This is a genomic window from Fictibacillus aquaticus (genome assembly GCF_002245695.1).
GTDB lineage: Bacteria > Bacillota > Bacilli > Bacillales > Fictibacillaceae > Fictibacillus > Fictibacillus aquaticus.
In genome coordinates this window covers 271,109-292,654 of the sequence record NZ_NOII01000011.1, presented here as the reverse complement: position 1 = coordinate 292,654, position 21,546 = coordinate 271,109, and the positions used below count along the sequence as shown (strand labels likewise).

Below are 21,546 nucleotides of genomic sequence, written 5' to 3'. Positions count from 1 at the left end.
GGATGGGGAAAATGATAAAGCTTCTTCTTTTAATGGCTTTGATTTTTGCAGTTTCGGCTTGTGAAGAGAGCAACAGCCAGAATGGGAATGATGGTAAAGCGGTTCCTGCACCAAAAGCTGCGGAAAAAGAAACAGACAAAATTAAAATCGGCTTTTCAATGGATACATTATTGGAGGAGCGCTGGCTGAAGGACCGTGATCTGTTTAAAGAGGCAGTCGAATCGCTCGGTGCGGAAGTAGAGATTCTGGCAGCCAATGGGGATGATGCTGTACAGATCGAGCAAGCGGAAACACTCATCAGTCAAGGCGTGGACCTGCTTGTTGTTGTTCCTCATAATGCCGAAGCGATGGCGGCAATCGTGAAAAAGGCGCATCTGGCCGGCATTAAAGTGATCGCGTATGACCGTCTCGTGAAGAACAGTGAAATCGACTTGTATGTGTCCTTTGACAATGAAAAGGTCGGGGAGATGCAGGCCAATGCCATAACAAAGCTCGTTCCTAAAGGGAAGTATGTGTACATTGGCGGTGCGGAAACGGACAACAACGCTCACTTGTTTAAAAGAGGCGTCTTTAAAGTTCTGCAGCCGCTTATTGATAAAGGCGATATAACAGTAGTGTATGATCAATGGTCTAAGGATTGGACGCCGGCTAATGCGCTTGTGAATATGACTGCGGCTCTTAAAGCGAACCAAAATAAAATCGACGCGGTAATTGCTGCAAACGACGCAACAGCCGGCGGCGTCATCCAGGCACTGGCGGCTCAAGGGCTTGCAGGCAAAATTCCAGTTGCCGGACAAGACGCAGAGTTAGCAGGTGTACAGCGTATCGTCCAAGGCACACAGATCATGACAGTGTATAAGCCGATTAAAGCACTGACCGAAAAAGCGGCAGAGCTGGCGGTCATGATGGCTAAAGGCGATGAAGTTAAGGCAGACCGAAAGATAAACAACGGGAAAATCGAGGTGCAGTCTGTGCTGCTTTCACCGATCGCGGTGAATAAGAGAAATATTGATCAAACGATTATTGCGGATGGGTTTCACTCGAAGGAAGAAGTTTATAAGGTGGTTGAAAAGTAAGGGATTCTAGATTCCTTGCTTTTTTTGTTGGGGGAGGAGTTGGTGCAGTTTTTGGAAAATAACGGAATTATGCCCGCGTATGGGCAGTTTGCGCCCGCGGATGTCTGGTTTACGCCCGCGAATATCGAGATCGCGCCCGCGCGCAGCCAAATCACGGCCGCAAATGTGTAGAACACGCCCGCGACAAGTAAAATCCCCACGCAAACAAGCAAAACACACCGTTGCGCCCCTCTTAATCCCGGAATCTAACAACTCTAAATCCTCTCAATCTAGTATAAAACCCACTTTTTCTGGTGATGATGGGTAAGAATGATAAGTTTGCAGAGAGGTGATGGGTGTGTGGGAGGTCATTGCCCCTTTTATTCCGGATAAATACGTGTTTTTTCAGGCAATTGTTGTGTTCCTGGTGCCGTTTTGCATCGCGATGTTTTATAGCTGGATGCATTCCTTAGAGAAAGAGTGAGGCAGATGAGGTGGAGAGGCAGGAAAAGTTCAAAACGGGTACAAAACGAATCGTTACAACCGCATGCGGCAGCTAATCCTGATCACCAGCCCATATCGGGATCTATATTAGCCGATTTAGCTGCGGTCAAAGAGAGTATCGGCCACAACTCCGATGTCCGTTTTCGTGAGTACCGGTTTGGACCGGACAAGATTCCGATTGTGGTGGTTTATGTGGCCGGTTTATCCGATAAAGAGCTGATTAATGACTATATCGTGAACATGCTGTTGATGGACGGTGATGGCCGTCACATTAATAACCATGAATTAAGAGATTACTTGTTTGACCGCGCTATGCCGATCTGCGAGTTGAAAGAAGCGAGCACCATCAACAGTTTCACGTCTAGCGTAATGACGGGAGCTGCTGGACTGCTCGTAGAGGGTGTGGCCGGAGGGTTCACGTTCGGCGAATCGCAGGTTCTCAAGCGAAACATGGAGGAACCGCCGTCAGAGTCGATGGTTCGGGGACCGCGAATCGGCTTTATTGAGAGTCTCAGTCATAATACGGCACTGCTAAGAAGGCTAGCCAAAACGGACAGCCTGGCCATCACATCGTACCAAATCGGCGATCGTGCGAAAAAAGAGGTCGCGATCGCGTACATTAGTGACATCGTGGACCCGAAGCTGCTGGAGGAAGTGAAAAGGCGCATTACACGAATTAAGATTGACGCGCTGCAGGAGTCGGGGTACATCGAGCAGCTGATCGAGGATGATTTTCTAAGCCCATTTCCGCAGGTGCAGAACACAGAGCGTCCGGACCGGGTGCTTGCCGCGGTGCTGGAAGGGCGAGTGGCTATATTTCTGGACGGAACGCCGTTCGCGCTGATTGCTCCGGTCACATTTAATATGCTGCTGCAAACGCCAGAGGACTATTATGAGCGGTGGATGATCGGGTCGCTCATCCGGATGCTGCGCTATTTAACGGCCTTTATTTCGCTGTTTACGCCAGCTGTTTACATTTCGTTTGTCTCGTTTCATCAAGGCTTGATTCCGACGAAGCTCGTATTTTCCATTGCTGCAAGCCGTGAAGGGGTGCCTTTTCCACCATTAATCGAGGTTTTGATCATGGAGGTTTCGATCGAGATTCTGCGTGAAGCGGGACTGCGCCTGCCTAAGGCAATCGGCCAGTCCATCGGAATCGTGGGAGGCTTGATTATCGGTGAGGCGGCGGTTCAGGCCGGTATCGTCAGTCCTATCATGGTCATCGTGGTGGCGGTCACTGCGATCACGTCCTTTTCCATTCCGCAGTACAACGCCGGCATCGCGCTGCGAATGCTGCGCTTTATTGCCATGTTTTTTGCTGCTGTGTTCGGGTTGTACGGGGTCATCTTGTTCTTCCTGCTGCTCGGAGCTCATTTGGTGAAGCTGAAAAGTTTTGGAATGCCGTACTTGAGCCCAGTCTCGCCGTATCGAGTTAAAGATTGGCTCGACATGATCATCCGTGCACCGCTCTTCTTAATGAAAAAGCGGCCAGATCAGCTTCAGACAAAAGACCAGACTAGAAAGTGATGAAAGGAGATGCAGATGATGAACAGGCTTCCGGCTGACAGGATTAGCACTTCACAGACCACCATTATATTAATTAACATGATGCTCGCAGCCGGTATACTTACGCTGCCGCGGGTGGCAACCGAAAAAATGATGACACCGGATGCCTGGATTGCGGTCATTGTCGGCGGTCTCATATCAATGGTCATCGCACTAATCATGGTAAAGCTTTGCGAACAGTATCCGGACAAGACATTTTATCAATACAATCAGGTGATCGTCGGTAAAACGCTCGGATCAATTATCAGCTTGGCTGTCGTCTTTTATTTTCTTCTCCTCGCTGCCCTTGAGGTTCGCGTGATGGCGGAAACGACAGGTCTATTTCTGCTGCAAGGAACTCCAATATGGGCCATCATCATGCCGTTTATCTGGATTGGGCTTTATTTGACGCTAGGGGGCATAAACGCGGTGGCGCGGCTGCTGGAAATCATTTTTCCCATCACCGTCCTTTTTTTTATTGTGGTCGTTTTTCTCGGACTGAAGATTTTCGAGCTTGATAACCTCCGCCCAGTACTCGGTATGGGCATTAAACCAATCATTGATGGTGTGCCGGCGACCGCTTTATCCTACAGCGGCTATGAAATTATCTTAATTATTTACATGTTCATGCAAAACCAGGAGAAAGCGAAAAAAGTAGTCTTGATCGGAATCGGCGTTCCTCTCATCTTTTACACGTTGACGTTGGTCGTGATTGTGGGGGCTCTCTCCGTAGAAGGTGTGCTCAGCCAGACGTGGCCTGTTTTAACGTTTATAAGAGGCTATGAGATTACGGGTCTTTTCTTTGAACGGTTCGATTCACTGCTGCTTGTCATTTGGATTATGGAGATCTTTTCAACGTTTATAGTGTCATACTTTGCTGTGGCGATGGGGCTCGCTCAAGTTTTTAAAAAAGACACGAAAATCTTTTATTGGGGTGTCCTCCCAGTTGTTTATCTGATTGCTATGACACCGAAAAATATTAACTCATTATTCGCGTTCGGCGGATGGATCTCGAAGTTCGGATTCGTGCTGTTTGGTACGATACCGGGGCTGCTCCTCCTTTTATCGTATATAAGGAGGAAGAACACATGAGAAGGTGTCTGTATGTGCTGTTGTTTGTGCCGCTTCTGTCGGGGTGTTGGAGCAGTAAGCCGATTGAAGAGCTGAATATTATTGTCGGGTCCGCGGTAGATAAGGAAGAAGGGAATAAACTTAGTTCGACGCTGCAATATGTCGTTCCTGCAGCATTGCAAAACAATAAAGGCGGAGGAACGGCCGTTAAGCCGTATGTGAACATCACAGAAAAAGGAGTTTCACTTGAGCCAATCGGCTGGGAAATGACGCTGAAAAAAGAAGGGTTCATATTCGGCGCTCACCAGAAAACGATCGTGATAGCGAGTGACGTAGCAAAAGAATTGAACCTGGAAGAGCTCATGGACTTGCATTACAGAGACGTAGATATTCGCGGGAGTGCGAACGTGTTCATCGCCAAAGGAAGAGCGAGTGACACTCTTGAGCTGTCAGACAAAAGCATACCTGCTATGCACATTAATGAAATTGCGAACCAGCAGCTTACCACGCGCCTGTTAAAACCGGTTACTTTAACAGATACATTCGCCAAGCTCGAGAGCGGCACGAGCTTCCTGATGCAGCAGATCGTGAAAACGAAAAAAGGCGAGGTCAAATTTGATGGTGCCGCCATTATTAAAGGAAAGACCGGAAAGATGATCGGCACGTTTAACAAAAAAGAGATTGAAGGCATCAACTGGCTGACAGGCGACAGTAAAAGCGGCACGGTCAAAGCATACCGGTCGAAAAAGGAGCATCCTGTTTTTTTTCAATTAAAAACGTTAGATAGCGAGATAACGCCGAAAGTCATCAATGGTCGAATCTCATTTGACGTGAAAATCAAATCAGACGGAAGGGTTGCAGAATACTGGAACCCGCATGAACGCCCCGCGTTTGAAAATAAAAATGTGAGAAGTATCGAAAGAGAGGCAGAAAAGGAAGTAGTGCGGCTCGTCGGTAATGTCGTCAAAAAGATGCAAGAAGAATATAAAGTGGACGTTGCCGGCTTCGGCAGCCAGCTTCGCATCCATTATCCGAGATTATGGAATGAGGTCAAGGGCGATTGGGACAAAACGTTCAGCGAGGCGGAAGTCACATATCATGCGGATTTGACCATTCAAGATTACGGGATGATCGGGAAAAAGAATACACAAAATTAGTGGTTGCTCCGGGTTCAGGGTATAATCACGGTAAATAAACGTCACAGCTTAAAGGAGCTCACATGAATACAAATCAAAACGCAGCAGGCTGGAATTTACAAAACAGCTACACCTCGCTGCCGGAAGCTTTTTATACAAAAGTCAGTTTTAATCCTGTCGAGGCTCCAAACACAATTGTGGTGAACGAGCAGCTTGCCAAGGAGCTTGGATTGAATATTGCAGAACTGAAAAATGAAGGCATGGCGGCTGTGTTTGCAGGGAACACGGCTCCTGCTGGCGGTGAGCCGCTGGCGCAGGCATACGCTGGTCATCAGTTTGGCAACTTTACGATGCTAGGGGACGGCCGGGCGATTTTGCTTGGAGAGCAGATCACTCCAGAGGGTCAGAGGTTCGATATTCAGCTCAAGGGATCAGGCAGGACACCTTACTCCCGCGGCGGAGATGGCCGTGCGGCGATTGGCCCGATGCTGCGTGAGTACATTATCAGTGAGGCAATGCACGGACTCGGCATTCCAACGACCCGCAGTCTGGCTGTGGTGACAACAGGTGAGACGGTTTATCGCGAAACGGAGCTGAAGGGTGCGATTCTTACTCGTGTTGCGGAGAGCCATCTTCGTGTCGGGACGTTTGAGTTTGCAACGCATGTAAGAGGTAAAGTAGACGAAGTGAAAGCGCTGGCAGACTATGCGATTAAGCGGCATTATCCAGAAGCGGCAGGTGAGGATCAGCCTTACTTGGCTCTGCTTAAGGAAGTAATCAAGCAGCAGGCAGCTCTTATCGCGAAGTGGCAGCTGGCCGGTTTTATCCATGGGGTCATGAACACGGACAATATGACGATCAGCGGGGAAACGATTGATTATGGTCCGTGCGCGTTCATGAATACGTATGATCCGGCGACGGTGTTCAGCTCTATTGATAGACAGGGCCGTTATGCTTATGCAAATCAGCCGCGCATCGGCGGGTGGAACCTCGCCCGTTTTGCAGAAACACTGCTGCCGCTGTTCCATGAAGAGCAGGAGAAAGCGGTTGAAATGGCACAGGAGGCAATGTACGGTTACTCTGACTTGTATCAAGCTCATTGGCTTGCGGGAATGAGAGCTAAGCTTGGATTGTTCCATGAGGAAAAAGAAGATGAGGCACTGATCGGAGAGCTTCTTAATTTGATGCAGGAACATAAAGCGGATTATACGAATACGCTTGTGGCGCTGACGTTTAATAAGCTGGAGGACACGGGCATGAACTGTGCCGCGGAGTTCACTCAGTGGCATGAAAAGTGGGAAGCTAGACGAGGCAGGCAGGAAGAGTCAAAAGCTGATTCTGATGAGCTGATGCGTAATAGCAATCCTGCCATCATCCCGCGCAACCACCGGGTTGAAGAGGCGCTGGCTGCGGCTAACATCGGAGATTATAGTATGATGGAAAAACTGCTTACTGTGCTGAAGAATCCTTATGCACATACTCCGGAGCAGGCGGAGTATGCTAAGCCGCCGGGGCCTTCTGCTGGGGATTATAAGACGTTTTGCGGGACATGAGAAAAAATAGGTAAAATGGATGGCTTGTCTCATTACAGAGACAAGTCATTTTTAGGTATATTATCCTAAAATACTATTGTCGAAAAATTCTATCTATTAACCTCCATCTTTCGACAATAAATTAATAGATTTGGTTTTAAAATGACAATATTGCGTGAGTAAAAACAATAAGGATGGCAGGAGAGATGTTGATGAAAAAGCTAGCTGTTTTATCTGTTTGTACGGCATTATCCTTTTCTTTACTGGCTGGAGTTCAGCCCGAAAAAACAAATGCTGCTCCAGGGTCTGATCAATATGTGATTGCCTATAAAGGGAATCTTCCCGCTAACTTTTCTAATGCGATTACAAAAGCAGGCGGAAAAGTAGAGCGAGTCATAGAAGAAGTAGGCATTGTAGAAGTTCAGTCAAACGATCCTGAATTTTTGTCGAAAATAAAAAAAGACAGCAATGTACACGCTGCTGACAGAGAGCTGGAGGCTTATTTAGAGCCCCAGGATTCAACAGCATTTACTCCAGGAAATGCCGACGGAAATAAAGTTACGCTTGACGCAGCAGCTCCTAGCTATTGGGACAAGCAATGGGATATGCACCGTTTAACCAACAATGGTGAATCATATAATATCAATGATGGAGATCAAGATACAGTTGTTGCGGTTATTGATACCGGAATTGATTTTAGCCATCCGGATCTTGCGGCAAACGCTGACTTGGCGGGATCTAAGACGTTTGTGCCTGGAACGACTGATGCTTGGGATAAAAACGGGCACGGCACACACGTTGCTGGTTCCATCGCGGCAAACGGTAAAGTAAAAGGCGTAGGGCCTGATCTAACGGTTCGAGCATATCGTGTTTTTGGAGCAACAGGCGGTGCTCAGCAATCGTGGATCACAGATGCGATCGTTGCTGCTGCAAACGATGGTGTAGAAGTCATTAACATGTCTATCGGCGGCTGGCGCTGGATGGCACATAATTTAGATGAAAAAGGCGATTCAGCTTCAATGGTCGCTTATCATCGTGCAATTCAATATGCGATCAAAAAGGGCGCAACGGTTGTTGTATCATCTGGTAACGATTCTATGGACCTTAACAATATCCATGACATGCAGGAATACTGGAAGACAAGATATAACCTTGATATTAAAGGACCATCTCGTGTAGTCCCTGCACAGATTCCAGGAGTCGTAACGGTTTCTTCTTCCAATCAGTGGTCAGATGAGAACATTGCATTCTATTCTAACTATGGAAGTGTGATTGACGTTGCAGGCCCTGGAGGAGATAACGGGCCAGTATACGACAGCTTGTACCGTCAAAATCCAACAGGGGATTATTTGAATAAGCGTGACTTTACTTATAGAACGCTGTCTACGTATCCTTCTTATCCAGTAGGTTCAAATGCGACAACTCAATTTTCAGATGGAAAGTGGCACGGCTACTCCTACTTGCACGGAACGTCAATGGCTGCCCCTAAAGTTGCTGGAGTGGCAGGGGTCATTAAATCTGCGCACCCTGAATATTCACCAGCACAAGTTGCTGCCGCGATTAGAAAAAGTGCAATTGATTTTGGTAAGGTCGGAGCTGATCCACTTTATGGTTCAGGAGAAGCTAACATTTATAATTTCTTGAAGAGTAATAAGTAAAACGAAAAGAGTGCGCCCCTATTAGAAAAGGGGTGCACTTTTTTGCGTTCCATTTCCGCGTGTACCGTACCCCGACTAGTTATTTCCCCGACCGTGGATAATACGAATACCCCGGATACTTCACCACCGGCCATTTCTCCTTGCGCAGTGAGTTCATCAGTTCAGGGGTTGCATTCACGTTTTGCTGAACAAGCTGCTGCGGTGTGAGTGCCATCCACTGGTTGAGCGACACATCTTCAAAGCGGTTGCTCTTGAACATCTCCAGAAACCAAAGACTCTCTGTTCCTGTGTTCTGGATGTAGTGGCCAAATGCACGCGGCACATAGCCAACATCGCCGGCTTGATAATCAAAGGTCCGTGCTGTACCGACTCCCGAAAAGACGGTCATACGCCCCTTACCTGAGATATAGTACTGCCACTCATCTGCATTTGGATGCCAATGCAGTTCTCTCATTCCGCCTGGTTTAACTTCTACAAATGCCGTAGCGATTGTAACGGAAGCGGGGAAGTTGGATGAGTCGGCAATTCGAACATTTCCGCCTGGAAACTCGAGCGGCTTTTGCGCGAGCAGCCGGTGTGAGAAGCTTTGCGGCACAGTTCCATAGGGGTCCGGTACTGCCTGTGTTTCAATTGGCCCTGGGATCTGCCCTTGGAAAATATACAGCTGTTTATCCGGAACATTGGCGAATGCACTTTCCGGCACACCAAAGTTTGCCGATAGAACATCCTTTGGTGTATGTGCAAACCAATCCGAGATGGATAATGTGCTCAAATCGGAGAAATTCCCGTTATCAAAAACGAGCAGAAACTCGCAGCCTTCCTCCAAACCTTGAATAGAGTGGGGAATGCCAGGGGGGAAGTACCATAGATCGCCTACACCGACGTCTTGGATAAAGTTCCTTCCATTCTGATCGACTGCAGTGATGCGTGCGCGACCTACCAGCATGATCGCCCATTCTGCCTCCATATGCCAGTGCAATTCGCGTATGCCGCCTGGCGTCAGAGCCATGTTTACTCCCGCAAGCGTAGTGGCAATCGGCAGTTCCCTGACTGTCACTTCTCTCGACCAGCCGCCATGATTCAACTGCATGTTCGTGTCAGAAAAAGAAAACCTTAAATTAGGCAGACTCCCAGCATCTGTGACGGGCGGAACGAGCAGATCTGGATTTTGAATATCGCGCATGACGTTCCGCGGACCGAAATCCCACCATCCCGTACCGTCACTTCTTATTGGCTGCGGAATTTGATTATTTGGTGCTTGATCACGAGGATTGTTCTTCATACAATGGATCCTCCTCTAACTAGGCAATAGTCTATACTATGCAGCAGGTCGGGGGTACGGTACCATTCACGCAAAACGGTGATTTAAAGCCAGATGTTGATGAATGGTACCGTACCCCACGCAAGTACCTTACCAACAAAAGATCCACCGCTTTGAAGGATTCACCCTCAGCTTTGCCGAACGAGAAGGTGAGGGAAAAGGAGTGGTGAAATATGGCGTATTGTAAGGTGAAGAAAGCTGAAATTTATTATGAAATGATAGGTTCAGGTACTCCAGTTGTGATGATTCATGGCTTTTCACCGGATCACCGACTGATGAAAGGCTGCATGGAGCCTGCATTTAAGAATCACGATGATTACAAACGCATCTATCTTGATCTCCCAGGCATGGGAAAAACGAGAGACTATGAAAACATCCAAAACTCCGATGAAATGCTGGATTCTGTTATACAATTCATAGACTCCCTTTTACCAGAACAGTCGTTTTTAATAGCAGGAGAATCTTACGGCGGCTATATCGCTCGTGGAATTATAGCTAGAATGCCTGAACGTGTTTTGGGAGCAGCGCTGATCTGTCCGATGATAATCGCTGACAGGACAGCAAGGACTCTTCCAGAACAAGCTAATCTAGTAGTAGACCATGATTTGCTAGATTCACTATCGCAAGAAGAACAAATCGAATTTCGTTCTGTTGCCGTTGTGTTAAACGAATATACCTTGAACAGGACGAGGAAGGAAATTGTTGCAGGAATTGAAATGTCGGATCACGCATTTCTGGAGAGAATCTCGCAAGCATATGGCTTTACGTTCGACATTGATCAAGAAGAGTTTGCAAAACCGAGTGTGTTTTTAGTAGGGCGACAGGATCACGTTACAGGTTATAAGGACGCATACGACATCCTGGATAAGTACCCGCGTGCTACTTTTTCCATCTTGGATACTGCAGGGCATAATCTTCATATAGAACAGCCAGAGCTTTTCAATGTGCATATCGGCGAGTGGCTCGATCGGGTGGAGAGATACAGCAGCCAGGATTTAATGGTAAACAACAAATAGAGGAGTGATTTCTTGAAGCAAGCTTTGCTCGTCATTGATGCTCAACAGGAATTAATAGAAGGCAATGATAAGGAACAATGTGTTTTTGAAAAAGAAAGATTAGTTGAAAACATTAATGCGGTTCTTGAAAAGGCGCAGCATGAACAAGCGTCCATCGTTTTCGTGAGAGACCTTGATGTTGCGAATGGGGAAGGACCGGGATTTGAAATACACAGAGGCATCCAGGTGCCATCCTCAGCTGTTACCTTTGATAAAAAGGCGACCAGTTCTTTTTATGGGACGGATTTGCTGCCTTATTTAAAGGACAGCCAAATTGAGCATCTTGTAATCATGGGCTGTAAGACGGAGCATTGCATCGATACCGCAGTGCGGGCAGCTACCGTTAATGGTTTTGATGTCACACTAGTTGGCGACGGACATTCGACGACAGATTCAAAGGTCCTCACAGCCGAACAAATTATTCAGCATCACAACGCCATCATGCACGGACATTATAACGTGGACAATTTTTCAATGGTTAGAAAATCAGAGGAAGACTTGTTCACGCCGACTCATAATGACTATCGTTAAATAGGAAGAAGCAGTTGCCCATCATGGCAGCTGCTTCTTATTTTGTTTTGTAAATAATCACAGCGTTAAGCCGATATAACAGAGCAGCAATTTAAAAACGTAAGGAGCTAATAAAATGGTACATTGTAAGTCATGCGGCAAGGAAGTGCCGGAGAGCGCCCGCTTTTGCAGTCATTGCGGGGCTGAAAGAACAATTACTGAAGAACATGGAACACAGCAGTCTGAACAGCAGGTTATAACGGATACGCCACGAAATGATTATCCGTCGAGCAAAGAGAAAGCCGTAACTATTTTTAAGAAAGTACCATGGTACGGCTGGATAGCTGCCATTCTGTTAATTGGTTTTTTGGTTAACTCCATGATGGTTAATTCTCCAAAAGATGTAGTTGAAGCATTTTTTGATGCGATGGAGGATAAAGACATGGAGGAAGCGGGCAAGTATGTTCACCCGAGTATTCCGTGGGATGAGAATAATGATGCTGAAGATATTCCAGATAATGCAGAAATCGACATTCTAGCTATTGAAGAAGAAATCGATGGTAACAGAGCAGAGGTCAATGTAAAGCTGGAAATGACGCCAAAACCGATATACGGATCAGGCCGCGACGAAACAACAATTGAGTTGAAAAAGGTAGACGGAGACTGGCTTATTGTTGATATGGACTAAATCGAAAAAATGATAGAGTAAAGCAGCTGGTGTTTTTTTCGGCTGCTTTTTATATTGCAGCATCTTATTAATAGATTTACAATAAGTCATGGAAAATAATAGAGAGAAGGCGCAACCATGTGGATCGCTGCAGCATTGGCAACAACGTTAAGCTTTGGGATGAACAATACCATTTTTAAATGGAGTACGAGCAAAGGCTATTCAAAGGTGCATATTCAATTTTTCTTTTATATCGTTGCGTTTCTGCTCACTCTTTCTTATGGAATGGCCATAGGTGCTCTGAAGCTGGACCTTCTTGCCATCGTTCTCGGGAGCACAATCGGCATACTAAACGCGAGCGGCAATATTCAGATGTCTAAGGCGTTTGAAAAAGGGCCGGCTAGCTTGACGTCCCCGCTAATCGGAGCAAACGCGATCCTTCCGATTCTGGGTTCAGCAATAATTTTTCACGAACAGATCAGCTTGATTCAATGGATGGGGATCATGGTTATTCTTGGCTCTGCTATTCTTATTCAATATTCACCAGGTTCAGCCAGAGCTTTTGAATACAGACCATGGATGCTCCGAATTATTCTGGCTATACTTTCGTTCGGCATTCTAGGCATCTTAATGAAAACGACGTCTCATCTGCAAATCAGCGCGCTCAACACGCTAATTTGCATGTATGGCGGCGGCAGTATTTTTCTCGGAATTACAAGTCTTCGGGAAAAGGAAAACTGGCTGAAGTCCGAAGCAAGTATCGGCACAATTGTCGGGCTTGTCAGTGTTATTGGGTACAGCTGTTATTTTTACGCTTTGCAAAAAGGAATTGCCAGCATCATCTTCCCGATTGTCAGCCTGAACTGTCTTGTTGTTATCCTGGCAGGCTGCTGGCTGTTTAAAGAGAAGCTGAAGCGGTATCAGCTTGTTGGCATTATTACCGCGCTGCTCGGGATTATTTTTATTAAAATATAATAGTAAGGAAAAAAGCCAGCTAATTCGCATATGAATTAACTGGCTTATTTTTATTTGGTAATATCGATTATTGCGAATTCGCTTGCTGAACAAGGTTTAGTAGTGGTTATATCGAATTTGTATTTTAGGTTAAAACAACTACAGTAAATTGTTTCAACACTTTCACTTCAATACCTCAAAATTAATAGCTTAAAGATGAGGGGGAGGAAATAAATGAACCTAAAGCTAATGGATATTTTTCGTATGGAATTCGACTTTAGTTGGGATACGGAGACTTGGTTTTTACCTTTAGAATCTGCTCTTGAGGGGTTAAGTTCCAGAGATGCAAGCTGGCAGCCTCCTGGAGGCGGGAACACAATCTGGCAAACTGTAAACCATCTAAATTATTTCAACGCCATTCTGCTTAGACAAACCAATGATACAAAGCCTAGAAAAAAGGCATCTGATGCAAAAGCTGCATTTGGAGATATCGGGCAGCCAGCAGATTCTAAATGGAAGGCAATCTTGTCAGTGAATACATTTGGAGATGCCGGTGATCCAGCTGATTCTGAAAAATGGAAAGCAGTTTTGGCAGAAACACATCTAATTTGTAAAAGTTTGCGAACATCATTAGCACAAGTTAATGACAGTCAGCTGGATGATGAACTTGTCGGAGTGATGGCTCGGCAAATCTTGCACAACGTATATCATATAGGCCAAATTGTATTAATTCGTAAACAGCAAGGCTCTTGGCCAAAGGAGCGAGAATAAAGTATATCCCTAGCTCGGGATTATTTGGGCATAACACAACATATGTTAAAGTTTTACATATTTTACAACTTTATTTATACTAAACGTACATGAAGTGCGGCGGCCATTGTCCGCAGCAGCAGACTCTCTATCACGGTAGAGAGTCTATTTTTATAGCAGGAGGTTGTTTATGATTGAGTTCATCCGCGGCGCCATTGTCATCATCATGGCTGCAATCGTATATGCCGTCTACGGTTCCATTAAACGAAAGAAAGCTAGAGATATAGCGAGCAAGGTTCCTATACCTGATCACCTCGGTGTTAATGCGTCACTTCAACTGGAGAAAAGCGTAATGGCGCTTAAGATGGCGTTAACGGAAGATTATCAATCTAAAATTAAGAAACGTTACTTTGCAGAACATCCCAAAACGAACGAAGACTCGTATAATCATTACTTTTTTGAACTGCAGCGTTTCTTTTTAATGTGTTCACTGGCTAAAAATGTTCCGATGTTCAGTGAGAAAGCGGATGAGATCTGGCACGAGATGATCATGTTTACGAAAGACTATGAAACGTTTTGCCAGCAATTTTGCGGCCAGCATATTCATCACACGCCAAACGATACTTTCAAACCCGACCCAAGCGGACGTGCGTGGTTTGATTTATTGTACACGGAGCTTTTTCATCATACGGCATATTCGGAATTTGTTTGGGGCCGATTCTTCAAATCACCACTGTCAAAAGAGACGATAGAGGATTTCCTGAAATGCTCTCATGCAGATCTTAAAGAAAAATATTTCAGGAAGAACGCAGATAAGCAATTAGTTCAGGAAATCATCGATTCTTTAAAAAGAAAAATAAAAGTCAATGTACATAAAACAAAGCAAAACTATACGCCAAAGCGAGTGGTTGAAGAGGTTGGAAACGCACCGCTTATTGCCGAGGCGATGATTTTTACATCTTACAAACATCACCATGATTATTCCAACCAAATGAAAGCAGTGTACGGTCAGCAGCCTGTGACCTATTCTTCTAAGAATAAGAGTACAGATTCCAGCTCATCATGTTACAGCAGCTGCACGAGTGACAGCTGCTGCAGCAGCGGGTGCGGTGGCGGGGACTGATTTAAACTGACAAAAGGCCTCGCCGTCAATTGGCAAGGCCTTTTCTCTATCTGTCCAATGAAACGTGCTTCTTCTCCTGCTTAGGAAAGACTGTGTAGGAGAGAGAGATGACACCATCAACGACAAGAATAATCGTCCAGATTCTGCTCAAGTTGTTCATTGTTTGATTATCAAAAGGGTAAAGACCATCTTTGCTATTGAACCATTCCGTGAGCATCTGCTGAATGCTTTGGTTTTGCGTAAACTGATCAGATAGGCCAGCCACAAAAAGAAGTACGATATGAACCAGGCAGAAAACAAGAAAATGAACAGTGAATTGCTTTCTTTCCTTTCTAGCCAGATCTTTTCCGTATAAAGCCACAGGTCTGTGCAGATCAGGCATTGGCTCGCCTTTCATTTTAGCGACGCGTTTCTGAATTGCATAATCCAACTTCTTAAAATCACTCTTCCCATATGTAAACGCATAAACGATGAGGATTAAAATGATCACCTGATAGCTCGCAAATTCCCCCGTTTTTAAGTAATCAAAGAACCCCATTGTTGCAATCCACAGATCGTTTACGATAAAAAGACCCATAAACAAGACACTCATTTTATGCAGCTTAAACCAATAGCGCAGCACTAAGAAAGTCAGCATGAAGATCCAAAAGAAAACTTCAGCGGCAATTAAAAATACCCATTTATGTTCTAATACAAAATCCAATGACAGCCCTCCACTCTGTTTATCTTCCTTAATTTTACACAAAATAGTTTCTCTTCGTATATGGACCTATGGAAGTATTTTGAAATAAGTTACAATTAAGTAAGAGAAGAAAACGTTAAGAATTAAAATGGGGGGACTTATGGATTACAAAATCGTGTTTTTTGATGTGGATGGAACGCTGACGCACCATGAGGATGGGAGCATTTCAAATAGTACAAAACTAGCGATACAGGCTTTGAAAAATAAAGGCATCAGAGTGGCTGTGGCGACAGGACGACCGCTTTCTATGTGCAGCGAAATTCGGGAGCTGGGGATAGATATATTTATCACAGCAAATGGCGGGTACGTGAAGCACGGTGAAGCGGTGATTCATAAAGTGCCGCTAGATCAGAAGAACATCCGAGAAGTGTTTGAGTTTGCCCTTGGTGAAAATCACGGTCTTTCCTTTTATACAGAAGATTTCAGTATGAATGGTGTGAAAGATCAAAGTATATTGCAGGCCTTAAAAGAAACACTTTCACTGGATGATTACCCCTCAATAAATCAACTGATTCATGAGGAAGAAGTCTATTTAATGTGTTTGTATGCAACCGATGAAATGGCAGAAAAGTATATTCACTCATTTCCAAATCTGAAATTTAAAAGATGGCATCCGTATATACTAAATGTCTTACAAGAAGACGTATGCAAATCGTTAGCCATTTTTAAAGTACTGGAGCATTTTAATATTCATCCCTCAGAGGCTGTTGCGTTTGGGGACGGCGAAAATGATATTGATATGCTGGAACTGGCGGGACTTGGTATTGCAATGGGCAACGGTTCGTCCAACTTAAAAGCAATTGCGGATTTTGTGACGAAGAAATCTAGCGAGGACGGAATTGAGTTTGCATTAAAAAAACATGGGATTATTTAGACATAACAACTGACACTAAGAAATTTACATATTTTACATATGTGTTTATACTTAATGTACATGAAGTGCGGCGGAATTTTACCGCAGCAGCAGACTCTCTATTACGTAGAGAGTCTATTTTTATAGAAGGAGCTTGTTTATGATTGAATTCATCAGCAGCGCCATTGTCATAAACATCGCTGCCATCGTATATGCTGTCTATCGTTCTATTAAACGAGAAAAAGCTAGCGACTTTGCGAGCAAGGTTCCTATTCCTGATCACCTGAAACTGCAAACTAAACTTAATAAACCCCAAAACCCTGTATACTACAGGGTTTTATTGTTTTTAAGTAGCAAGTCATACTTTGGGGGTACGGTACCAAGTGAAACTACGGGGGGGAAGAAACTCTGTACCGTTCTTAGATTTTCTTGTTTTAGTTCATTTCTGTCACGGGTAAGATACCTATGGAGGTATTTTTAAAAAGGAAGTATACTTTTTCAATTCATATTCAAGAATGAACAGAAGGAAAGGTTTATTTACTTACTGAGGAGGAGCCACTATGTATTTTAAATCATTCTTTGATGAACAGCTCGCCCATCGTTCTTATTTGATAGGTTGCCAAGGTACGGGTGAGGCGATCGTCATTGATCCTGCAAGGCACTATACCCCTTATCTTGAGACTGCGAAAAAAGAGGGGCTGAAGATTACCGCAGCGGCTGAAACGCATATTCATGCCGACTACCTTTCAGGCGCCAGGGAGCTGGCACATCTTTATGGAATCAAACTTTACATGTCTGATGAAGGGGATAAAGACTGGAAATACGAGTTTTTAGGCGATTATGAGCATGAGCTTTTAAAAGATGGTTCCGTTTTTTCTATAGGAAAAGTGCAATTTGAAGTCATGCACACACCGGGACATACCCCTGAAAGCATCTCGTTCCTGCTTACCGATAAAGGGGGAGGAGCGGATGAGCCAATGGGTATTTTCACAGGTGACTTTCTGTTTGTTGGCGATGTGGGCAGGCCGGATTTGCTTGAGAAGGCAGCGGGATCTGCAGGAACCTCTGAAAAGGGAGGAAAAGAGCTGTTCGCTTCACTAAAAAAAGTGGCTCAGCTGCCTGACTTTCTTCAGGTCTGGCCAGCACATGGTGCGGGAAGCTCTTGCGGAAAATCATTAGGCGCCGTTCCGGTATCGACTATTGGATACGAAAAAACGGTTAACTGGGCATTCCAAGTCCAGGATGAAGCTGCTTTTGTAAAGGAGCTTCTATCAAGTCAGCCAGAGCCGCCGACGTACTTTGGTCAAATGAAAAAGTGGAATAAAAGCGGACCGGCATTGCTGAACAGCGAAGAAACGCCAAAAGTTTCGCTTCCAATTGATGAAGCTGCAATTTTAGTAGATACAAGGCCAGCGGCAGAATTCGCATTAGGACACGTTCAGGGTTCACTAAACTTGCCGTATAACGGTTCGTTCACCAATTGGGCGGGATGGCTGCTGAAATATGATCAGGATATTGTACTGATTGCGGAGGAGCAGAAGCTTCCTGATATTAAACGTTCGTTGCAATCCATCGGACTTGACCGGATAACAGGCTTTATAACGCCAGAAGAGCTGAGCGGTGACCATGAATCGTATGAAATGGTATCTGCGGATCAAGTAAAGAAATATGCTGCTGACGATAATTTTTATGTCATAGATGTGAGGGCTGAAAGTGAGTGGGACAGCGGCCATATTCCAGGTGCACACCATCATTTTCTCGGTAACTTAGAAAACGAGACGGGATCGCTGCCAAAAGATAAAACCCTTGTCGCCCATTGCCAATCCGGCGCCAGGTCAGCGATTGCGACCAGCATGCTGCAGAAAAAGGGGTTCAAGGATGTCTTAAATTTTCAAGGCGGATTTTCTGCATGGGAAAAGGAAGGCATGCCAGTTAAAAAATAAATAATAAATCTAAAAGCATAATTCCACTGGAGTTATGCTTTTTATTGTATTTCAAAAAGCAGGAGCAAACTCTCTTTGTGGTAAAATATGTATAATTAAATTCTGTAAGACAGGAACTCAACTCTATGAAATATACCGCGCTATTATTGTTTATTACTCTTATCATCATTCTTCAGCTTAACAGTTATCTATTGCTTGGAGTATGGACGTTGCTTTCGATAATGTTGTATTTTACAAAACTCAAACCTGTAAAAGATTTTATAGTGACGAGCCTTCTTTTTGGCATCGGGTTTGGTCTGTATTTGTATATCAGCGCCCACTGGATAGAACAAATCGATTCAAAGATTGGCTATGTATTTTATAGCCGTTTATCGCTTGCTCTCATCTTAATCCCATTGTTTGCACAGTCGTTCTTACAAAAAAGTTCTTTTATTTTGTTTTGGAAAAAACCTTTATGGAATGAAAAAATAGTTGCTCCCTTTATCTGGTTCGGTCCACACCTAATAAGGGTAAGATGGTTTCTTCTCATTGCTCTTACAATTAATATCGTATCTTTTGTTCCGTTTATTGGGATGCGGGGCTGGGATTTTGTGCAGGGAGTCTTGTTGCTGGCCGCTGTATTTTCTCTTGTAAATGGTGTACTTGAAGAATTGATTTGGAGAGGTGCAATACTTAGCCGGTTTCTAGAGCAATTCGGTGAAAAATGGGCTGTTCTTTTAACTAGCTTAGGCTTTGGTTTACAGCATTACTCTTTAGGTTTTTCTTGGATTGTGTGTGCTGCTTTTGCGGCAGGAGGCTTTTTTTACGGAGCTATAACAATTAAATCCAAAAGCATATTGCCGGCAATAATTTGGCATGTAACACTGAATATTCTAATGGTTTTCAGTGGTTTAATCCTTAATTAAAGGAGTGTTCTATGAATCTGCAATTTTTATTTCATGAAAAAATTATAGAAGTACAAGAGCTTAGCCCCGGATACGATGGCCACGCGAGCGATGTGTGGCTTGTTAAAATCGAGAGCGGGGAGGCGGTTGTGAGGTCATCGCGAATAAAGGGTGAGCCAGAGGGCGATTTCTGGTATGGCTGCAGCGTGCTGTTTGGCATCGACCCCCGAAATGTTCACCAGCTGGAAAGTGTGAACAATGTGCTGAGTGAAGTCAGTTCCATCCCTGTCCCCAGAGTGCTGAAAAAAGGTAAGTTGGACAGGGAGTTTGTAGTGGTTGAAAAGCTGGAAGGCAAAACGGTGGACAGCTTTATTGATCAGCCTGCTTCTCTTCTGCAAAGTTTGGGCGAAGGGCTAGCTAGAATACATACATTAAAGAGGAATTATGCAGGACATCCGGAGCGTGAGCAGCTCGCTGTGGATCTAGCCGATTTCCGCGAGCATCTTGCAAATGGAATGGAGAAAATCGTCTCGCGGTATTATGAGGATCAGGTAGAAATAAAGAAGATGCTTCCGGAAATGCAGAAGCTAATGCGAGGTCTTCCTGTTCCGGAGTCTTCAACCTTTGTCATGATCGACCTTGATCCTACACAGTTTATTTCGGATGGAAAGGTGTTAACCGGGCTGGTTGATACAGAAGCTTATGCCATTGCTCCGCGTGAACTTGATTTTATTGGACTGGAATATATATTGGACAAGCCGTCAGCAGCAGAGTTCAGGAAAGGCTACGAGCGAGTGCTTCCGATTCCAGATCTGAGCAGGTACCGTACCCCATATCGTTATTTATGCCGGCTGCTGTCTATTCAGGGCAAGGTTAAGATTGAGAAGTGGATGGGGCATGAGGTGTTATTTTAATAGAATTGTAAGGGATGGATAACAATGAAGAATGCATTACAGCTTCTGTTGCTTTCAATAAATGTTTTATACATCGTTGTCTTTTTCATTCAATTTGGATTTGTACGGGGATCTTTTTGGTTAGTGTTTTTTATACTGGGTACGGCACTATCTGCTTTTTATTTATTTTTAAGAAGAGAGTCTAGTCACAATCCTTATCTATCCATTGCACTTTTAGCTTCTAGTCTTAGCTGTATAGGAGCTTATAGTTTTCAGTATTATTTAGTGAATCTTATGGGATGAGAGGAAGCCATAAAATTTTAAGGAGCTGACAAACGAATGAAAACTGCACTTCTTATCATTGATGTTCAAAGGGGCATGTTTTTAGAAGAGAATCCTGTGTTCAAGGCTGAAGAGCTGCTCGGGAATTTGAAACAGCTTTTGGAGAGTGCAAGAAAATCTCAAGTGCAAGTCGTGTTTATTCAGCATAATGCTCCTGCAGGAAAGACACTGGAACCAGGAACAGAGGCGTGGGAAATACATCCGGATATTACTCCAGCTTCAACGGAACTAATCATTGAAAAGACCACCCCGGATTCTTTTTATCAGACCCATTTATATGAAGAATTGATGAAAAGGAGCATTGAGCACGTCGTCTTGGCGGGCATTCAAAGCGAGGTTTGCGTGGACACAACGTGCAGAAGAGCCTTCAGTATGGGATTTGATGTAACACTGGCTACAGATGCACACAGTACTTGGAATTCAGCCGGATTATCCGCACAGCAAATCATCGATCATCATAACCAAGTGTTACGGTGGTTTGCAGATACGAAGGAAACAAAGGATATTAAGTTTGGTGTTTTAGCTGCAGAAATATGAAGAAAAGTACCTTGCTTTTAGTTGCCGTTTTGTTTGTTTTCATGTTTCCGCAACCTTCATCCGCCACTTCATGGGCGTATCCTTTAGTTGTTTGGGATGGCCGGACTTATGAAGTATTAGACGAATATGTAACAGATATTGATTCGGAAGTTGGAGAAGTGACGAGTTATTCCGACATGAAATCTCTCTCAGGTGATTTTTCAAATGCTTATAAAAAAGGGACAAAATATTATTCTATTAAGAACATGAGTACAGACGATGCCATTGCCGTGAAAGTAGAGGATGGCAAGTATAAAAAAGCGGTATTTAGAGAAAAGGAAGATGAAGAGAGGATAGATTTGTCCTTTTTGTTTGTAGGGATAGGAGCAGTTGTACTCACAATCATTCTCTTTTATTTGTTGAATAAGAAGAAAACGTTCAGACAAAAGTTCTGAACGTTTTTTTATTAGGGGTATTCTTTACGACTTTACA

The 21,546-nt window shown here is 44.4% G+C and carries 21 protein-coding genes; 19 read left to right on the top strand and 2 right to left on the bottom strand.

The features are described from left to right. Positions 1–2: 2 nt before the first annotated feature. The 6 genes from xylF to CGZ90_RS17045 all read left to right on the top strand — a co-directional run bounded on the left by xylF (position 3) and on the right by CGZ90_RS17045 (position 8,501). Positions 3–1,076: a D-xylose ABC transporter substrate-binding protein gene (gene xylF / locus CGZ90_RS17075; protein ID WP_094253734.1), complete on the top strand. Its 1,074-nt coding sequence runs from the start codon at positions 3–5 to the stop codon at positions 1,074–1,076. A 468-nt stretch (positions 1,077–1,544) separates the two neighbouring features. Continuing rightward, the gene (locus CGZ90_RS17065; protein ID WP_094253732.1) at positions 1,545–3,086 is read left to right on the top strand and encodes a spore germination protein; all 1,542 of its coding nucleotides are present in this window, start codon (positions 1,545–1,547) and stop codon (positions 3,084–3,086) included. Between the two features lie 18 nt (positions 3,087–3,104). Next, positions 3,105–4,196 carry a GerAB/ArcD/ProY family transporter gene (locus tag CGZ90_RS17060; RefSeq protein WP_094253731.1) on the top strand — a complete coding sequence of 364 codons (1,092 nt, stop codon included), beginning with the start codon at positions 3,105–3,107 and terminating at the stop codon, positions 4,194–4,196. Next, entirely contained in the window at positions 4,193–5,332 is a 1,140-nt protein-coding gene (locus tag CGZ90_RS17055; protein ID WP_165766895.1) for a Ger(x)C family spore germination protein, read from the top strand. The genes CGZ90_RS17060 and CGZ90_RS17055 overlap by 4 nt, the downstream gene beginning before the upstream one ends. 62 nt (positions 5,333–5,394) lie before the next feature. Continuing rightward, the gene (locus CGZ90_RS17050) at positions 5,395–6,864 is read left to right on the top strand and encodes a protein adenylyltransferase SelO (RefSeq protein ID WP_094253729.1); all 1,470 of its coding nucleotides are present in this window, start codon (positions 5,395–5,397) and stop codon (positions 6,862–6,864) included. A 191-nt stretch (positions 6,865–7,055) separates the two neighbouring features. Then, positions 7,056–8,501 (top strand): S8 family serine peptidase, encoded by a 1,446-nt coding sequence (locus CGZ90_RS17045; RefSeq protein WP_094253728.1) that lies wholly within the window; start codon positions 7,056–7,058, stop codon positions 8,499–8,501. A gap of 79 nt (positions 8,502–8,580) precedes the next feature. Here the strand turns inward: CGZ90_RS17045 and CGZ90_RS17040 are convergent, their stop codons facing one another. Next, positions 8,581–9,783: an oxalate decarboxylase family bicupin gene (locus CGZ90_RS17040; RefSeq protein ID WP_094253727.1), complete on the bottom strand. Its 1,203-nt coding sequence runs from the start codon at positions 9,781–9,783 to the stop codon at positions 8,581–8,583. 212 nt (positions 9,784–9,995) lie between these two features. Here CGZ90_RS17040 and CGZ90_RS17035 point away from each other — a divergent pair, with 212 nt between their 5' ends. From CGZ90_RS17035 to CGZ90_RS17010, 6 genes are all read left to right on the top strand, one after another. Beyond that, positions 9,996–10,838 (top strand): alpha/beta fold hydrolase, encoded by an 843-nt coding sequence (locus tag CGZ90_RS17035; protein ID WP_094253726.1) that lies wholly within the window; start codon positions 9,996–9,998, stop codon positions 10,836–10,838. Positions 10,839–10,850: 12 nt separating this feature from the next. Next, positions 10,851–11,408, top strand: coding sequence for a cysteine hydrolase family protein (locus CGZ90_RS17030; protein ID WP_094253725.1), 558 nt, complete (start codon positions 10,851–10,853; stop codon positions 11,406–11,408). 115 nt (positions 11,409–11,523) lie between these two features. Next, a complete protein-coding gene (locus CGZ90_RS17025) occupies positions 11,524–12,075 on the top strand; it encodes a zinc-ribbon domain-containing protein (protein WP_094253724.1) in 552 nt (183 codons plus the stop codon). A gap of 117 nt (positions 12,076–12,192) precedes the next feature. Continuing rightward, positions 12,193–13,029, top strand: coding sequence for a DMT family transporter (locus CGZ90_RS17020; RefSeq protein ID WP_094253723.1), 837 nt, complete (start codon positions 12,193–12,195; stop codon positions 13,027–13,029). A 213-nt stretch (positions 13,030–13,242) separates the two neighbouring features. Continuing rightward, entirely contained in the window at positions 13,243–13,779 is a 537-nt protein-coding gene (locus CGZ90_RS17015; RefSeq protein ID WP_094253722.1) for a DinB family protein, read from the top strand. 169 nt (positions 13,780–13,948) lie between these two features. Next, positions 13,949–14,881 carry a glycine-rich domain-containing protein gene (locus tag CGZ90_RS17010; RefSeq protein WP_094253721.1) on the top strand — a complete coding sequence of 311 codons (933 nt, stop codon included), beginning with the start codon at positions 13,949–13,951 and terminating at the stop codon, positions 14,879–14,881. A 46-nt stretch (positions 14,882–14,927) separates the two neighbouring features. On the opposite strand, the gene CGZ90_RS17005 is transcribed toward CGZ90_RS17010, so the two are convergent. Then, on the bottom strand, positions 14,928–15,584 hold the full coding sequence (locus tag CGZ90_RS17005; RefSeq protein ID WP_094253720.1) for a hypothetical protein: 657 nt from the start codon (positions 15,582–15,584) through the stop codon (positions 14,928–14,930). Positions 15,585–15,723: 139 nt separating this feature from the next. Between CGZ90_RS17005 and CGZ90_RS17000 the strand changes: the two genes are divergently transcribed. The 7 genes from CGZ90_RS17000 to CGZ90_RS16970 all read left to right on the top strand — a co-directional run bounded on the left by CGZ90_RS17000 (position 15,724) and on the right by CGZ90_RS16970 (position 21,509). Further along, the gene (locus tag CGZ90_RS17000) at positions 15,724–16,497 is read left to right on the top strand and encodes a Cof-type HAD-IIB family hydrolase (protein ID WP_094253719.1); all 774 of its coding nucleotides are present in this window, start codon (positions 15,724–15,726) and stop codon (positions 16,495–16,497) included. Between the two features lie 539 nt (positions 16,498–17,036). After that, a complete protein-coding gene (locus CGZ90_RS16990; RefSeq protein ID WP_094253717.1) occupies positions 17,037–18,419 on the top strand; it encodes an MBL fold metallo-hydrolase in 1,383 nt (460 codons plus the stop codon). A 125-nt stretch (positions 18,420–18,544) separates the two neighbouring features. Then, the gene (locus CGZ90_RS16985) at positions 18,545–19,324 is read left to right on the top strand and encodes a CPBP family intramembrane glutamic endopeptidase (RefSeq protein WP_094253716.1); all 780 of its coding nucleotides are present in this window, start codon (positions 18,545–18,547) and stop codon (positions 19,322–19,324) included. An 11-nt stretch (positions 19,325–19,335) separates the two neighbouring features. Further along, on the top strand, positions 19,336–20,217 hold the full coding sequence (locus tag CGZ90_RS16980; protein WP_094253715.1) for an aminoglycoside phosphotransferase family protein: 882 nt from the start codon (positions 19,336–19,338) through the stop codon (positions 20,215–20,217). Between the two features lie 24 nt (positions 20,218–20,241). Continuing rightward, on the top strand, positions 20,242–20,499 hold the full coding sequence (locus CGZ90_RS20520; RefSeq protein WP_133063609.1) for a hypothetical protein: 258 nt from the start codon (positions 20,242–20,244) through the stop codon (positions 20,497–20,499). Between the two features lie 36 nt (positions 20,500–20,535). Then, positions 20,536–21,075: a cysteine hydrolase family protein gene (locus tag CGZ90_RS16975; protein WP_094253714.1), complete on the top strand. Its 540-nt coding sequence runs from the start codon at positions 20,536–20,538 to the stop codon at positions 21,073–21,075. After that, on the top strand, positions 21,072–21,509 hold the full coding sequence (locus tag CGZ90_RS16970) for a hypothetical protein (RefSeq protein ID WP_094253713.1): 438 nt from the start codon (positions 21,072–21,074) through the stop codon (positions 21,507–21,509). The genes CGZ90_RS16975 and CGZ90_RS16970 overlap by 4 nt, the downstream gene beginning before the upstream one ends. Positions 21,510–21,546: the final 37 nt, after the last annotated feature.

Coding starts and splice junctions, on each gene's coding strand:
- xylF (WP_094253734.1), top strand. CDS start 3: ATGGGGAAAATGATAAAGCTTCTTCTTTTAATGGCTTTGATTTTTGCA.
- CGZ90_RS17065 (WP_094253732.1), top strand. CDS start 1,545: ATGAGGTGGAGAGGCAGGAAAAGTTCAAAACGGGTACAAAACGAATCG.
- CGZ90_RS17060 (WP_094253731.1), top strand. CDS start 3,105: ATGAACAGGCTTCCGGCTGACAGGATTAGCACTTCACAGACCACCATT.
- CGZ90_RS17055 (WP_165766895.1), top strand. CDS start 4,193: ATGAGAAGGTGTCTGTATGTGCTGTTGTTTGTGCCGCTTCTGTCGGGG.
- CGZ90_RS17050 (WP_094253729.1), top strand. CDS start 5,395: ATGAATACAAATCAAAACGCAGCAGGCTGGAATTTACAAAACAGCTAC.
- CGZ90_RS17045 (WP_094253728.1), top strand. CDS start 7,056: ATGAAAAAGCTAGCTGTTTTATCTGTTTGTACGGCATTATCCTTTTCT.
- CGZ90_RS17040 (WP_094253727.1), bottom strand. CDS start 9,783: ATGAAGAACAATCCTCGTGATCAAGCACCAAATAATCAAATTCCGCAG.
- CGZ90_RS17035 (WP_094253726.1), top strand. CDS start 9,996: ATGGCGTATTGTAAGGTGAAGAAAGCTGAAATTTATTATGAAATGATA.
- CGZ90_RS17025 (WP_094253724.1), top strand. CDS start 11,524: ATGGTACATTGTAAGTCATGCGGCAAGGAAGTGCCGGAGAGCGCCCGC.
- CGZ90_RS17020 (WP_094253723.1), top strand. CDS start 12,193: ATGTGGATCGCTGCAGCATTGGCAACAACGTTAAGCTTTGGGATGAAC.
- CGZ90_RS17015 (WP_094253722.1), top strand. CDS start 13,243: ATGAACCTAAAGCTAATGGATATTTTTCGTATGGAATTCGACTTTAGT.
- CGZ90_RS17010 (WP_094253721.1), top strand. CDS start 13,949: ATGATTGAGTTCATCCGCGGCGCCATTGTCATCATCATGGCTGCAATC.
- CGZ90_RS17000 (WP_094253719.1), top strand. CDS start 15,724: ATGGATTACAAAATCGTGTTTTTTGATGTGGATGGAACGCTGACGCAC.
- CGZ90_RS16990 (WP_094253717.1), top strand. CDS start 17,037: ATGTATTTTAAATCATTCTTTGATGAACAGCTCGCCCATCGTTCTTAT.
- CGZ90_RS16985 (WP_094253716.1), top strand. CDS start 18,545: ATGAAATATACCGCGCTATTATTGTTTATTACTCTTATCATCATTCTT.
- CGZ90_RS16980 (WP_094253715.1), top strand. CDS start 19,336: ATGAATCTGCAATTTTTATTTCATGAAAAAATTATAGAAGTACAAGAG.
- CGZ90_RS20520 (WP_133063609.1), top strand. CDS start 20,242: ATGAAGAATGCATTACAGCTTCTGTTGCTTTCAATAAATGTTTTATAC.
- CGZ90_RS16975 (WP_094253714.1), top strand. CDS start 20,536: ATGAAAACTGCACTTCTTATCATTGATGTTCAAAGGGGCATGTTTTTA.
- CGZ90_RS16970 (WP_094253713.1), top strand. CDS start 21,072: ATGAAGAAAAGTACCTTGCTTTTAGTTGCCGTTTTGTTTGTTTTCATG.